The organism is Verrucomicrobiales bacterium (assembly GCA_016793885.1).
GTDB lineage: Bacteria > Verrucomicrobiota > Verrucomicrobiia > Limisphaerales > UBA11320 > UBA11320.
In genome coordinates, this window is sequence record JAEUHE010000226.1 from 17,089 (window position 1) to 31,009 (window position 13,921).

Genomic DNA, 13,921 nt, shown 5'->3' on the forward strand with positions numbered 1-13,921 from the left:
TCACGTTCCCGGTTTGGGCTGGTCCGATGGTTTGAGCAGTCGAGACAGCTTCGTGTTGGCCTGGTTGAGCTGCTGAGCGTTGTTCGTCGCTGCGGAAGGGTTGGACGTGGGCGACTCCGGCTGTGTCGGGGCTACCTGGTCCTCCTTGACCTGCGTCAGATTCTCCAGCCGCTGGAGCGCTGCCGCCGGCAACGGGGCGGATTCCAGGGCGGGAGCGGGTTCGGTGGATGCCGGGATTGGAGCTGACGACAGCCGCTCAAGAATGCGGTCTCGTGAGTGGGCTGGCGGGTTAGGTGCCGCGAGATAGTCCGCGACCCGGTTGCCGCTGGAAGCACCCGATGTCTCTTGAGCCGATTCTCGGGCTCGCTGCACGACCTCCAGAAAGTAGGTCTCCAAGTTCTTGGTGGGCACCTCCACCTGGATTCGATCCGGCTGGATCTCCCGGCGCAGGAGGCTCAGCACCTCCGCCATGAGTTCGCGTGAGAGAGCAGGAGTGGTCAGGCGAAGCACATCCGGTGTGGCTAGGAGTTCCTTCATCACTCCCGCGGCTTGGATCCTCCCGCCATAGTAGATGACCACTCGGTTGCACACATCCTCGACGTCGGCCAGCAGATGGCTGCTCAGGATCACGGTCTTCCCGCGCGCAGCCAGGGAACGGATCAGGTCCTTGACCTCCCGGCATCCGGTGGGATCAAGTCCGGCGGTCGGTTCGTCGAGAATCACTAGATCCGGGTCGTTCACCAGCGCCTGAGCCAACCCCAGCCGACGCTGCATGCCTTTCGAGAATTCGCCTGCCCGGCGGCGTTTGGCTCCACTGAGTCCGACCATCTCGAGCAGTTGCTCGGTTCGGCGCACCCGTTCCGACGTGGGGATTGAGAAGAGATTGCCGAAGAACTCGAGCGTTTCGGTCGCGTCCAAAAAGGGATACAAATAGGCCTCCTCGGGCAGATAGCCAACGCGCTCCTTGACGGGGACATCGGTGGGGGAGCGGCCCAGCACTTCCACGAATCCTCGAGTGGGCTGTAGCAGTCCCAGCAGAATCTTGATGGTCGTCGATTTTCCGGATCCGTTCGGTCCGAGGAGGCCGAAGACCTCCCCCCGGCGGATCTCAAAATCCACACCGTTGATGGCCACGGCCTTTTCCTTCCCCCAAAAATCATTGAAGACCTTGGTGAGGCCGCGCACGGCGACCACAATCTCCTGAGTCTCGTCGGCGGGTTCTGCACGGTTTCGTGACGGCTTCATGGGCATCTGTTAGTTAGGCATTGGAACCGCGGCGACGGTGGAGGTGGGCGGAACGTCGCTTGATGCGTTCGGTGGCGCCCCATGGGCCTGCATCTCCTCTCCGTGCCGCACCAAGCGGGCGCTGTTGAAGACGACGAGCAGGGAGCCCGCATTGTGAAGGATTGCGGCGACGATGGGATTCAGATAGCCGACGGCCGCCATGATCAATCCGCCCAGGATGAAGACCATTCCGATGAGGAAATTCTGGTTGATCACCGAGAGTGTGCTCCGCGACAACCGGACCAGAAAGGGGATCCTTCGTAGATCGTTATTCATGAGCGCGATGGTGGCGCTGTGGATGGCAACCTCGCTTCCGGCGGCGCCCATGGCTATGCCGATGTCCCCGGATGCCAAGGCAGGCGCATCATTCACCCCGTCCCCGATGACCGCCACCCGATATCCCTGGGCCTTGACGGAGCGAACGAACTCCACCTTGTTCTGTGGCAGGCAGTCGGCGGAGATTTCCTCGCAGCGGATCTCTTTACCCACGCGTTCCGCCACCGGTCGACGGTCACCGGTGACCATGGCGATGCGTTGGATTCCGGCGGCCCTCAATTCGGCAAGTGCCTCCGTCGCCTCGGGACGAGTCTGATCGCGAAGGCCGATCCACCCGATGCTCTCCCCGTTCCGACTGACGAAGATGAGGCTGAAGCCTTCGGCTTCCTGGACGTCCACCGAGTTGGCGAGTTCTCCTTGGACCTGCCGCTCCGCCAGCCAGGAGGCCCGGCCCACCAGAACCTTGGCGGTTCCCACAACCGCCTCGATGCCGCGTCCTGCGACCTCGGAGAATTCCTGCGGCTCCAGCAGGGGGATTTCGGTTTCGTTGGCGAGCCGCAACACGGCCTTCGCCGTCGGATGGTTGCTGTAGCGTTCTGCCGAAGCGGCGAGTTGGAGGAGTTCGGCGGGGCTGACCCCCGCTTTGGGCATGAGGCGGCTGACTTCGAGACACCCGGTTGTCAGGGTTCCGGTTTTGTCGAAAACAAAGGCGCTGAGCCGTGCCGCCAATTCGAGATCCCCGATGTTCTTCACCAGGATGCCGAGGCGGGCTGCCGCCGACAGGGCCGCAACCATCGCGCTGGGGGTGGCGAGGATAAAGGCGCAGGGACAGGAGACGACGAGGACTGAGATCACGCGGTTGAGGTCGCGAGTGAACATCCAGACCAAGGCTCCCAGGGTAAGAACCAGGGGAGTGTAGTAGCCCATGTATTGGTCCATGAGCCGCATGATCGGGAGCTTGGTCTGCTCCGCGGACAAGATCAGGTCGCGGACCTTTCCCAGCGTGGTGTCCTCGCCGGCGCGAGTGACCTCAATCTCGAGCACGCCGTTGAGGTTGGTGGTGCCGGCGAAGACCTCGTCGTCGACCTTCTTGTCCACCGGCAGCGATTCACCCGTGATACTGGCCTGGTTGACCGAGCCGCTTCCTTTGACCACTCGGCCATCGGCAGCGATGTTGTCGCCGGGGCGAACCCGGATTTGATCCCCGATTTTGAGGTCGCTCGTCGCGATTTCTTCCTCGCCTGCGGGGCCGAGTCGCCGTGCCCGCGTGGGCGTCAGCTTTATGAGGGATTCGATCGAGGCGCGAGCCCCTGCGGCGGTCCGGGTCTCGATGATCTCTCCGATGAGCATGAAGAACGACACGATGCCGGCGGTCTTGTAGTCGCCGGTGGCGAAGGAGGCAATGACCGCCAGACTGACCAATTCGTTGATGCTCACCTGCCCGCGGCGCAGGTCCTTGATGGAAGTCCAAACGATGGGGCCACCCAGGAGAATCGCCCCGATGGCTCCGCTGAGACCGGCGACCAGCGCGCCTTGGGTGAAGAACGTTTCAGCGAGCGCCGCGTTCAGAATGAAGACCATCCCCACGAGCGTCTGCTGGAGTCGCAGGGAGGACTCTCCCGGGGAAGGGGCCTCGGCTGGAGCTGCGCAGTCCTGAGTGCGACTTGTCAACGATGTGACTTGCATGCGGCAGAGAGATGGAGGGTTGTGATCAAAGCTGTGGTTCCTTGGTCGTCAGTCGCACCGGTTCGCGGTTCAGCTGAAGGCGAAGCTCGCGGGCAACCCCCGGGTGTCCCGCCGGGAGAATGAATTTGTCCTGCGCATTGGTGAAGACCCGCTCCAGGGTCTCCGTGATCAGCCGTTGACTGACCAGTTTCGGATTGGCTTCGAAGTGATGCCGCTGGGCGCTGAAGAACTGAGCCTCGGCCGCGACGGCGAGCACCATTTGATTGCTGGCCGCCAGGCTGGCGCTATGGACGGCGTTCGATTCCCCCGCGGATTTCAGGATGGTCTGGCCCGCATCGGCCTGCGCCTCGTTGATTCGTTGGCTCCGCTCCTGCTCGGCGGCAAGCACCGCTTCGAATGCGGGGCGGACGCTGAGCGGGGCCGCGACCTGAATATCCAGAGGATCGAGAGTGATGCCCAGTTCCTGGCTGCGGATTCGTTCCGAGAGATGTTCGATCACCGCCTCCTTAAACTCGATCTTGCGGCGGTAGAGTGCGGCATCGGCCGTGAACTCACTGGCTCCATGAAGGAGAGCGTTATTGAGAGCGTTTTGCAGGATCGACTTCATTTCCCGGAATCGGAACGCGTGCCGGACGGGATCGGTGATGCGGTACTTCAGGGTTGCCCGACAGTGAAGGATGTTGCCATCGGAGGTGATGAGGTAACCGTCCGCTCCCGGTGTCAGGGCGTCGCGAGCTGGCGGTTCCTGATTCTTGGCCTCCAGCTCCGGCGTAGTGGCGTACCAGCCGATGGTGGACTGAACCGTTTGGCTGAGTCCCACCGGAATGCGAACAATTTCGTCGATGGGGTAGGGGAAAGCGAAGTGCAACCCGGGTTGCAGAAGCCGGTCGCCGCGCGTCTCAACGGCCTTCCCAAAGCGCAGGATGACCGCCACCTCATTGGGCTGGATTGTGACGATCCCTGAGAACAGGGCGCTGATCAGAACGAGGATCATGAGCCAGTGAATGACCCGGAAGCCGCTCTTGAGCGCTTCATTCAGCGCTTGGGAGCCGAGCTCCTGCTCCAGCGGCCGCGCAGGATCGGGCTTGGGTCCCTGCGGGGCTCCTGGCCGAGGTGGTGAGGAGGGAGATTGGTTCATGGCCGATCGGACGTAGAGTTCGGGCTCTTCCCAGCGGAGGCCGGTTTCTCGGGAAGGTGTCCCTTGAGCAGATTGAAAGGCGGCGTCTGCGGATCGAGCACCAGCGTGGATCGATCCTTGAGCGAGGCCGACAGCGCGTTCAGTTGGATGAGGAACACCGCGAGTTCGGGGTTCTGCTCGAAGATCGCATATGATTTAGCCGCCTCGGCTTCGCCTTGGCCGCGGATTACCATCGCTTGCGCCTCGGCCTGGGAGAGGATTTCCTGTCGAATCCGGTCCGCGTCGGCTTGAATGCGAATCGCTTCGGCCTCCCCCTCGCTCTGGAACTGCTTCACCAGCCGTTGGCGCTCGGCTTTCATGCGTTCGAACACCTTGCTGGTGATGCTTTCAGGCAGCCCCAGCTGCTTGATTCCTAGCAGCTCGATGGTGATCCCATAGTTGGACTCCGCCTTGGGTTGGATGAGGGTCAACATTTCCTGCTCGATGTCTCGCAGCTTGACCCGCGCCCGGTTTGTCGAGATGAGGTCGCTGAAGGCGTGGCGGCCGATCACCCCATTCTTTGTATCTCGGAGCAGCCCTTCGAGGTTGAGTTCGGCGCTGGTTAGATCGCCGCCCGCGAAACGTTCGAGAAACAGGCGTGGGTTGCTGATGCGATAGCCCAGGAACGCGCTGATGATGAGGCTGCGGCCGTCCGCAGTCGTCGTCTGCTCGAACTTTCTCTCGAAATTCTGGATGCGTTTATCGAACCGATAGATCCTCTGGACCGGCCATGGCCAGCGCGCATAGAGGCCTGGATCCGACAAGGACCTGCTAAAGCGCCCAAAGGTGGTTACAACCCCTATCTCGGACTCCCGCAACTGGAACAGCGTCAGTAACGTGATAAAAAACAGGCCGAGCAACAGGCCGGCCAGGGTGGTGATTAGGTTCCTCTTCATGGGTGGAGTGATGGGGGGGGCGTCTTAGTTGCGTTCGCTGGGCTTTCGGCTGGGCGGGACCGTTACGTCCAGAAGATCTGGCCGGAGCTTGTCCTCAAAGTTGAGCCAATAGTGCTCGTGCAAGTTGGTGGTCATGAGCACGAACTTTCGCGCTCCCTCGGTGGCCCGATGGAAGGTCTCATGATAGGCATGTCGGGCATAGACATCGGGTGAAGCGTTCCAAGCCGCCAGCTGATGACGGAACCGCTCGGATTTCGCGGCCGAGGAGAGGATCTGTGAACGTCGCTCACCCTGGGCTGATTCGACCTTCTTGAACGCCTCGGCGCGAGCCATGGGCACGTGCTCCGCCTGGTAACCCTGAGCCTTGAGAATCTTGGTCTCGCGCTCCTGGGTGGCTCCGATCACCCCTTCATAAGCGCTCACGACCTCCACTGGCGGATGGATGTCCTGGAGTCCCAGGAAGAGAATCTCCACTCCCAACTGGTGACGTTCTGCTTCCGCTTGGATGGAACGTCGGAGCGACTCCGCCGCCTCCAGTCGTCCGTAGGACATGAGGTGATGAACATCCACCGTGACCAGGTATCTGACCACTTCCCGGGTGGCCAGCGACTCCAGCAGCTGGACGCCGTTCGCATGGCGGTAAGCCCACTGCAGCAGGTTGGTCACCTGAAACTGCATCGGGATGCTGACGGTGATGAGGTTCACGGGGACGGATTGTTCCTGGGAAGAGGACGACGACACGGGGATTTCGTCCTGAGTTGCCACCAAGAGGTTGAACTCTTCCTTGTAGTGGCTTCGCGTCCACAGGAGCGTCTTTTCCTTCTGCAGCTCCGGGTCAGGCAGGAACCCCAGATTGATCTGCTGGAGTTGGCGCGTGGGACGGATCTCGATGTGGTCGATCGGCCAGGGGAGCTTGAAATGGAGTCCCGGTCCGAGGGTGGTTTGCTGAGTGTTTACCTGGCCGAACCGTTCACGCACCCCTTCCTGATGCGGTTCAATCATCACCAAGGTGGTCGAGATCCAGACCACCGCCAGCTGGAGAGCCACCAAGCCGACCAATCGCTGCTCGAGGTATCGGTAGAACCAGGTCTCGGAGACCTTGAACCCAAACTGATAGTCGAGCGATTGAGCGGCAGTATGAAAGAGAGTTTCGGGTTCGGTCAGCAGACCGAGAAGCCGGCTTTCGTAAACGGGAGGAGCCTCCGATCGTTGGGATCGGGGGCGATAGAAGCCGAGCACCAGGTGAATGCCGGTCTCGAGGCCGAGCAGTCCGAGCAGTCCGATGAAACCGGTGGCTAAGAGCCCATCCGCTTGGGGAATTCCAGCCCAGTGGCAGCCGGCAGCGACAGCGCTTAGGCCGTTCAAGAAGGCGAGCAAGAGCACGAAGTTCGCCACCGGCTTCAATGAGCGAATTCCCTCATAGCGGGCTTTGATGAGGGCATACTTTCCGAATAGGAAGAGAATCAGGCTGAGAAGGCCAAAGACTGCCAGAGCCAGCCCGACGCGGTCGGCGAGCAGTGGCTTAAAGGACGATCGCAGGCGCCACAGCCAGAGGCACAGCCCAATCTGGGTCAGGCCAATCAGGAGGGTGAGAAGGGGTGCGATCCAGCGATCAAAGCTGGCCCGAGCTTGCTCGGCTCGGAAGGTTTGCTGAGTTTCACTGAACAGCGCGCTTCCAGCTTTTTGGTGCTGAACCGATTCAAACTCCCGCCGTTCCCGTTTCTCACGTTCCTGGAGGCGGAGTTGCATCCAGTTCGTCAAGGCGACGAGGGCTCCGATGGCGGCCATGCAGGCCCCGACTCGGCCGGTGGCGGAGTGACTGTGAAGCGAGAGCGCGATATCGGCGGCGCCGGTGAGCAAAAGGCTTACCGCTCCGGCTGCCATGATTTTGGAAGGGTTGGTGTTACTCATGTCAGCGGGTCAGGTCACGATCCTGGAAGAGCCATACCCCAATCGAGAGCAGCCCGATCACCCACCCGGCGGCATAGCTTGAGGTCTTCGCTACATAACTCCAGGGGATGGTTTTCTCAGCGCCCAGGGCGTCGCCGGTCCAAAACAGCTGCCAGTTAGGCACCAAGCTGTAACAGAGGTTGGCCAGCGTCGATCCCTGTTGCGCCGCTCGCCCGAACAGATAGTCGGACATCAGGCCGAAGACGAAAATACTGAGACAGAGGCCCAGCGTCGGCAAGGTGTCCAGCCTGGTCGAGCAGGCCAGAGCGCCGGCTGCCAAGACCAGGATGGCCAGCCAGATCAAGACGCCCGCTTGGAGCATTCGCCAGTCGGTTCGATTCCAGAAGGTTTCTGTTTGGCCGTCCGGCGACATGAAGCTGGTGAGGGAGAAGATGCCCGTGGCAGACACTGCCAGGGCCAGGATTGAACTGCTAATGAAGTGACGCTGAGCAAAGTAGTTGACGGCCGCTCCCGCCATCGGGGCCGCGAGGAGCGCCAGAAAGTAGAGGGTAAACTCGGGGCTGTTGGACTCTTGTTGCGACGAGGGCGCCAGCCTCGAGACGGTAAGCGCGGAGATGAGCTGAATTGCGACTTGGGCACCGAGCGCCAACACCAGGCCCGAGAATTTCGCCAAGAGAAAGCCGGATCGCGAGACTGGCTTGGCCAGCACGGCGAGAGCCGTCCCTCCCCGGATTTCCTTGGCCAGGGTGCTGCTCGCGCTCGTCACCGAACTAAACAGGCCCGTGAGCAGAATGAGGGCGAGGATCGAATTCTTCACCAAGCGCCCGTCATCTCCAAACCCGATGTAGTAGACATTGGCAATGAGGCCCATGAACCCCAGGGAGCCTAGGAGGAGTATCAGGCTGATCGGCTGACGCAAGAGGTCGGTCGCAGTTCCGGCAGCAACCATGAGATAGCGGCGGAGAGACATGAGCGGGAGCGAAGAGCGATGGTCTCCGTTTAGGCCAAACAGCTGCGAAAACCACTCTCCAGCTCGGCTCGGTTCAGATTCTTCCCGATGAACACGATCTGATTGCAGCGCTGTTCCTGCTGCTTCCACGGGCGGTCCAGCCGGCCATCGAAGAGCATGTGAACTCCTTGGAACACAAAGCGACAGTCCTGACCCTGCACATGGATGATGCCCTTCATCCGATAAATGTCCTGCCCCTTCTCCCGAAGCAGGGTCCCCAGCCATTCGTTCAGTTTGTCAGGAGCCACCGGGCAGGGCTCGCTGATGCCCACCGAGGTTACGGAGTCATCGTGAGTGTGGTGGCCGGCAAAGGACTCCATCGCCGAAGGGCTGAGGACCTGGTCTCCGCTGGAGAGTGTCATGCCAAACTCATCCGGGCCATGCTGGGTAAACACCGCGTACGAACCGGGAGACGGGATTTCGACGGTAAACGTGCCGCCGTTCTCGTTCAGTTGCAGCTCGTTCAGCTGCGGACTTGGTTTGAACGAGGCCCCGGATGTCCGCTGCGCGGCGGGGGCGCTGAATGGATGAACGGCCGACTCCTTGGCTTGCTCCCAGCTGTTGGAGCCTGCATCGGAAATCCCAAAGAGGGCCAAGCCCATGGATGGGTCAGGGCCCGCCTGGAGGCGAATGGTATGGATCCCTGCATTCAGGGAGTAGATGCCACCCCATTCGTAGGGCAGTTCGGGCTTCAGAAAATCCGGATACACGGACAGCTTCTCGCTCAGATCGAAGGCCGATAAAGCGAGGAGCTCCTTGAGGGGCACATTCGCATTTTGCGCGCGAAACACTCGGGCCTGCGAGTTCATCGCCTGGATGCGCTTTTCAACCTTCACGAGGTCGGCCTCGGAGACCAGGTCGGTCTTGTTGAGAATGATCCGATCTGCGAAGCCGATCTGCTCGGGACACTCCTTGCTTGAGTCGATGTGATGCCACACGTGTTTGGCGTCCACCAGGGTGATGATCGCATCCAGGCGAAATTTTTCCTTCACGTCCTCATCGACGAAGAAGGTTTGCGCCACCGGAGCCGGATCGGCGAGCCCGGTGGTTTCTATCAAAATGAGGTCGAGCTGGTTCTTGCGCTTAACGAGGTTGTTCAGAATGCGGATGAGGTCGCCGCGCACAGTGCAGCAGATGCATCCATTGTTCATCTCGAAGATCTCCTCGTCCGCATTGATGACCAGCTCGTTGTCGATGCCGATTTCTCCAAATTCATTCTCGATCACGGCAATGCGCTGGCCGTGCTGCTCGGTGAGGATTCGGTTGAGGAGGGTGGTTTTACCGGACCCTAGAAAGCCGGTCAGCACAGTGACCGGGATGCGTTTGTCTGTGAGATGCATTGGAAGGTTTAGTGAGGAGAAATCTTTGAGGTAATGGCTAGGGTTGCGTCGTCTTGCGAGGCCGATTGCTGAGGATCTCGATTTTCATGGCGATTCGAGCGCGTCTTGGTCTGGGGGAGCCCCGCCCACGCTGGTGCGACGGGCGGGGCTCGGTTCAGTGCGGGAAGGAACGTGAACACAACACGCCCCAGGCACTGATTTGTCATCCAAACGAATAACTCTCGCTAGCTGCGCTGCCGCTGATTAGGGAACTGACTTCTGAATGGGAGGGCTCCAGGACCACGACCTGAGGTTCATGACCTCTGCGGGTGTAGATTAGGAGTAAATCGTCGAGGATAACCGTCAGCAGGGGGGACCGCAGGTGAAGGGACTGAGATATGAGGGAGGTGGGTAGTGAAATGGAAGCTCTGCTGGCCGTGCGACTAGTGCCTCCGACAGGGTGATGCTGTATCGGCTCGGGTTGTGCGCATCCAAGGAGAGCTTGCCGTGCGCAAAAAGATCGATCACGCAGCCCTCAGGCTCGTCGCTATCCTGCGCATGGCCGTCGCCGGCACAGTGGGCATGATCCCCGCCGTGCGAATGCAGACGGGAATGCGCCTCGTGATCCGAAGCTAACCAAAGCATCGCTCCCAGCAGGAAAAGCTGGGTCCAGCCGCCGATCCGCATCAGTGCAGAAGGTGGTTTGGGTTGCGATGTCATAATTGCAAATCGTTAGCAATTAAACTTAGGGGTTTGGTTCTGTCAAGGCCAGAAGCAAATGACGCCCGCTTTCCGCTGGTCAGCGCGGGGATACTTTGTAAGGTCGGTGCATTCCCTTCCGGTTCCGTGCCGACGTTCTTCCTGAGGAGGAGTGATCGTCGAATCGGTGCGGGGGGAGCGGTCGTTCAATCACAATCCAATCGAGAATTCTTATGACTCAACTCATTGTCACGCGGTCGGCTGCCTGGGTGGCTGCCTCTCTGTTTCTGGGTATTTCGTCTGCGACGCAGGCGGCGGTCGTTTTTGAAGACTCCTTCACGAGTTTCTCCATCGGTGAGCAATGGCAGCCTCATGGAGCCGGCGCGCCCGAGCTTTCGCTGGGGATCGTTGGCCTGGGGAACGATGGGAAATCACTTCGTATGGGCTCAGCTGCGGGCGGGGCCGAGGAAATTGTTGGAATTCAAACTGCCACTACATTTCCGTTGTCGGGCGTGACTCTGGTGCGGGTGAGCGCCCGTCTGCGTCCCTTGAATCAGACGGGGGCAGGGGAGGGGGGCGCTTCCGATGCCTCGGCTGGTGTTTCTATTCTCGGCTCATCGGGGAACTTCACCCAGGCTTCCGCTGGGGCCAATCGGCCCAGCGCCCCGGATTGGGGTGATTTCTACGTCGATAGCGAAGGAAGCGCGAACAAGCGGGCCGCCTTCGTGCACTTTCCGCCCAATGATCCGAACGGCGGGGCTGAGGCCTTCCGGACCTTCGTTCTGGAGATCACGGCGGATGGGACGAGTTTAACGACACTCTCCTCCTCCGGGGAACCGTTGGCCGTCACGTTGTTCGATGCCTTCAATCCGAATCTTCCTTTAGAGGCCTATGGCGACAGCTTTACGGTGGCCTTGTTTCAGCAGCGTTCCGACATCAACGGTGCGCCTGAGAACACCTTCGGGGATTTTGACAGCGTTCAAGTGGAAGTGGTCAGTGCGGCGGACGACACGGATGGCGACGGCATGCCGAATGGCTATGAAGCTGCCAACGGGCTTAATCCTGAGGTCAACGACGCGGCCCTGGACTTGGACAGTGATGGATTGAGCAACCTGGCTGAGTCCAATCGAGGCACCAAAGCGAATGTCCCTGATACCGACGGCGATGGGCTGCTCGATGGAGTGGAAACGGGTACCGGGGTTTATGTGGGCGTGGGGGACACCGGCACCAATGCTCTGAAGGCGGACTCCGACAATGATGGCCTGGGGGACGGGGTGGAAACGAACACGGGATCCTTTGTGGACAACGCCGACACGGGCACGAATCCATCCGTCGCTGACACCGACGGGGATGGGTTTAACGATGGGGTGGAAGTGACTGCGGGCTTTAACCCTACCACCGCCGATAGCACGCCTGATGGCTCCGCTGTGATCCGCACCGCCGTCGAATTCGAGTTCTTTGCAGCGCGTGGGGTGAGCTATCGCATCGAAGGCTCAGCCGACCTCGTGGAGTGGAGCACGGTGGAGGCGGTCGTCACCGGCGGTGGAAACAAGATCTCACGACTCTATTCCACTCAGGGAAAACTCCAGCGCTACTTCCGAGCGATTAGGAATTAGCTCAACTACAAAAAAAATCGAAATAGCTTGTCACCTGAGCGGAGGTTTGATGTAGTGCAAACGATTTGCAAATGAAGTCGTGCCAACTCAACTCGCTGGATCGTCACCCTGGGGTGGCTTTTGCGGCTCTGTTGCAGTTGGCCGCTCTGGTGCTGCTGTTGTGGCTCTCGCAGGATGCGGATGCGCATCGAAGGTTTCATGGGCATCCCATCCCCTCCGCCGGTCGGGGAGTCACTTCCCAGGATCTATGGGCGCGGGCGCACGTGGGTCACAGCGGTTGCGGCCATGCCCATGCGGAGGCTGCCGCCACCGCTCATTCGGCAACTTTTGGCTCCGGGGCTCCTTGTGGTTCTTCATCGGATGACGAAGACGCTGGCTGCGCGGTCCAGTTGTTCGCCCTGGGTCAGATGGCTTTGTTCACCGCCTGGTGTGAACTGCCATCCTTTGAGGTCGTTGAGTTGCTGTTGCCTCTGCCTTGCTTGGAGACTTCACCAAGCGGCCTGCTTCACCTTCTTCCCTTTAGCTGCGGTCCTCCACTTTCCTATCGGGTGAGCTGACCCTGCATCGCTTGATCCTGCCTGCGGATTTCCCGCCCGCTGTGTCCCTAGCGAAGTGTCTGTTCTCCCCCCTCCTTAAATCTCCTTCGGAATCTTAGTCACCTTGATCGTTGTTCGTCCGGTGGTTTGCATCCGGACGGTTGTTGAGTGCTGTCCCCTCGCTGAGTTCGTGTGTCTACGGTTGGCGTAAGGGCCTGAAATATAGCAAATCCTATGCGCAAAAAGTCTATTTCCAAGTCTCGCTTACTACCCGTCACGGTGCTGTCCGGGTTTCTCGGCGCGGGCAAAACGACCCTGCTGAATCACGTCCTCCACAATAGAGAGGGACTCCGGGTCGCGGTAATCGTCAACGATATGAGTGAGGTCAACATCGACGGGGCACTCATTGCCAATGGTGGTGCCAAGCTCTCCCGCACCGAAGAAAAGCTCGTCGAGATGCAGAACGGCTGCATTTGTTGCACTTTGCGGGAGGACTTGCTCAAAGAGGTCGCCAAGCTCGCGAAGGCGCGCAAGTTCGACTACTTGCTCATCGAATCAACCGGCATCAGCGAGCCTCTGCCTGTGGCGGAGACGTTCACCTTCACGGACACTGACGGCAAAACCCTCAGTAAGATCGCCCGCCTCGACACCATGGTCACCGTGGTCGATGCGAAGAACTTCCTGCGCGATTTTAAGCAGTCCGACTCGCTGAAGAAGCGTCGCGCAGCCCTCAACGCCGATGACGAGCGCACTGTGACGGATCTCCTTATCGATCAAGTCGAGTTCTGCGACGTCATAGTCATCAACAAGACCGATCTGGTAACCGCCGCAGCACGAAAGTCCCTGCGCGCGATCCTGGCCAAGCTCAACCCCCGCGCCCGGATCGTCGAGTCGGAACAGGGTCAAGTTCCTCTTCAGGAGGTGCTCGACACCAAGCGGTTCGATTTTGGCGCTGCTCAGCAGGCGCCAGGTTGGATGAAGGTCATGCGCGGCGAGGAACAGCCTGAGACTGAAGAATACGGCATTGGCAGCTTCGTCTATCGCGCGCGGCGACCTTTTCATCCCCGTCGATTTTGGAAGTTCATTCACCAAACCTGGCCCGGCCTGCTGCGCAGCAAAGGTCACTTCTGGCTAGCGACGCGAATGGACCAAGCTGGGCTATGGCAACAGGCCGGCGGCACCGGTGTTCATCAATGCGCGGGATTCTGGTGGGCCGCGGTGCACAAGAAATACTGGCCGACCGACAAAGTCTCGCTCGCCGAAATCAAGCGATTCTCCGTAAAGCCGCACGGCGATCGCCGCCAGGAACTGGTCTTTATCGGCCAGCAACTCGAGGAGAAGCGGATGCGCTCCGCCCTCGACACCTGTCTGCTTACCGACTCGGAAATGGAACGTGGCACGGCCTCCTGGGACAAGTTTCCTGACCCGTTCCCCCAATGGAAACAACTCGAGCCCGTGAACGAGAAAAAGACCGAGAGCAATTCCTGACACAGACAAACAACGATACCCAAA

Annotated in this window: 11 protein-coding genes; 3 read left to right on the plus strand and 8 right to left on the minus strand. The window is 60.1% G+C overall.

Annotated elements, in window-relative coordinates; genetic code table 11:
* From JNN07_24680 to JNN07_24715, 8 genes are all read right to left on the minus strand, one after another.
* Positions 1 to 1,251, minus strand: a complete 1,251-nt coding sequence (locus tag JNN07_24680; GenBank protein ID MBL9170951.1) for an ATP-binding cassette domain-containing protein — start codon at positions 1,249 to 1,251, stop codon at positions 1 to 3.
* A gap of 3 nt (positions 1,252 to 1,254) precedes the next feature.
* Positions 1,255 to 3,246 carry a cation-translocating P-type ATPase gene (locus JNN07_24685; protein MBL9170952.1) on the minus strand — a complete coding sequence of 664 codons (1,992 nt, stop codon included), beginning with the start codon at positions 3,244 to 3,246 and terminating at the stop codon, positions 1,255 to 1,257.
* A 25-nt stretch (positions 3,247 to 3,271) separates the two neighbouring features.
* Positions 3,272 to 4,384: a protease modulator HflK gene (locus JNN07_24690; protein MBL9170953.1), complete on the minus strand. Its 1,113-nt coding sequence runs from the start codon at positions 4,382 to 4,384 to the stop codon at positions 3,272 to 3,274.
* Positions 4,381 to 5,319, minus strand: coding sequence for a protease modulator HflC (locus tag JNN07_24695; GenBank protein ID MBL9170954.1), 939 nt, complete (start codon positions 5,317 to 5,319; stop codon positions 4,381 to 4,383). Before JNN07_24695 ends, JNN07_24690 begins: the two co-directional genes overlap by 4 nt.
* A 24-nt stretch (positions 5,320 to 5,343) precedes the next feature.
* A complete protein-coding gene (locus JNN07_24700; protein ID MBL9170955.1) occupies positions 5,344 to 7,230 on the minus strand; it encodes a protease modulator HflK in 1,887 nt (628 codons plus the stop codon).
* Position 7,231: 1 nt separating this feature from the next.
* Complete coding sequence (locus tag JNN07_24705; protein ID MBL9170956.1) at positions 7,232 to 8,200, minus strand: hypothetical protein; 969 nt, start codon at positions 8,198 to 8,200, stop codon at positions 7,232 to 7,234.
* 29 nt (positions 8,201 to 8,229) lie between these two features.
* On the minus strand, positions 8,230 to 9,579 hold the full coding sequence (locus tag JNN07_24710) for a GTP-binding protein (GenBank protein ID MBL9170957.1): 1,350 nt from the start codon (positions 9,577 to 9,579) through the stop codon (positions 8,230 to 8,232).
* Between the two features lie 342 nt (positions 9,580 to 9,921).
* A complete protein-coding gene (locus JNN07_24715) occupies positions 9,922 to 10,278 on the minus strand; it encodes a hypothetical protein (protein ID MBL9170958.1) in 357 nt (118 codons plus the stop codon).
* Positions 10,279 to 10,490: 212 nt separating this feature from the next.
* Between JNN07_24715 and JNN07_24720 the strand changes: the two genes are divergently transcribed.
* The 3 genes from JNN07_24720 to JNN07_24730 all read left to right on the plus strand — a co-directional run bounded on the left by JNN07_24720 (position 10,491) and on the right by JNN07_24730 (position 13,897).
* Positions 10,491 to 11,873 (plus strand): hypothetical protein, encoded by a 1,383-nt coding sequence (locus JNN07_24720; GenBank protein ID MBL9170959.1) that lies wholly within the window; start codon positions 10,491 to 10,493, stop codon positions 11,871 to 11,873.
* A 71-nt stretch (positions 11,874 to 11,944) separates the two neighbouring features.
* Complete coding sequence (locus JNN07_24725) at positions 11,945 to 12,430, plus strand: hypothetical protein (GenBank protein MBL9170960.1); 486 nt, start codon at positions 11,945 to 11,947, stop codon at positions 12,428 to 12,430.
* Between the two features lie 213 nt (positions 12,431 to 12,643).
* Positions 12,644 to 13,897 carry a GTP-binding protein gene (locus tag JNN07_24730; protein ID MBL9170961.1) on the plus strand — a complete coding sequence of 418 codons (1,254 nt, stop codon included), beginning with the start codon at positions 12,644 to 12,646 and terminating at the stop codon, positions 13,895 to 13,897.
* Positions 13,898 to 13,921 lie beyond the last annotated feature (24 nt).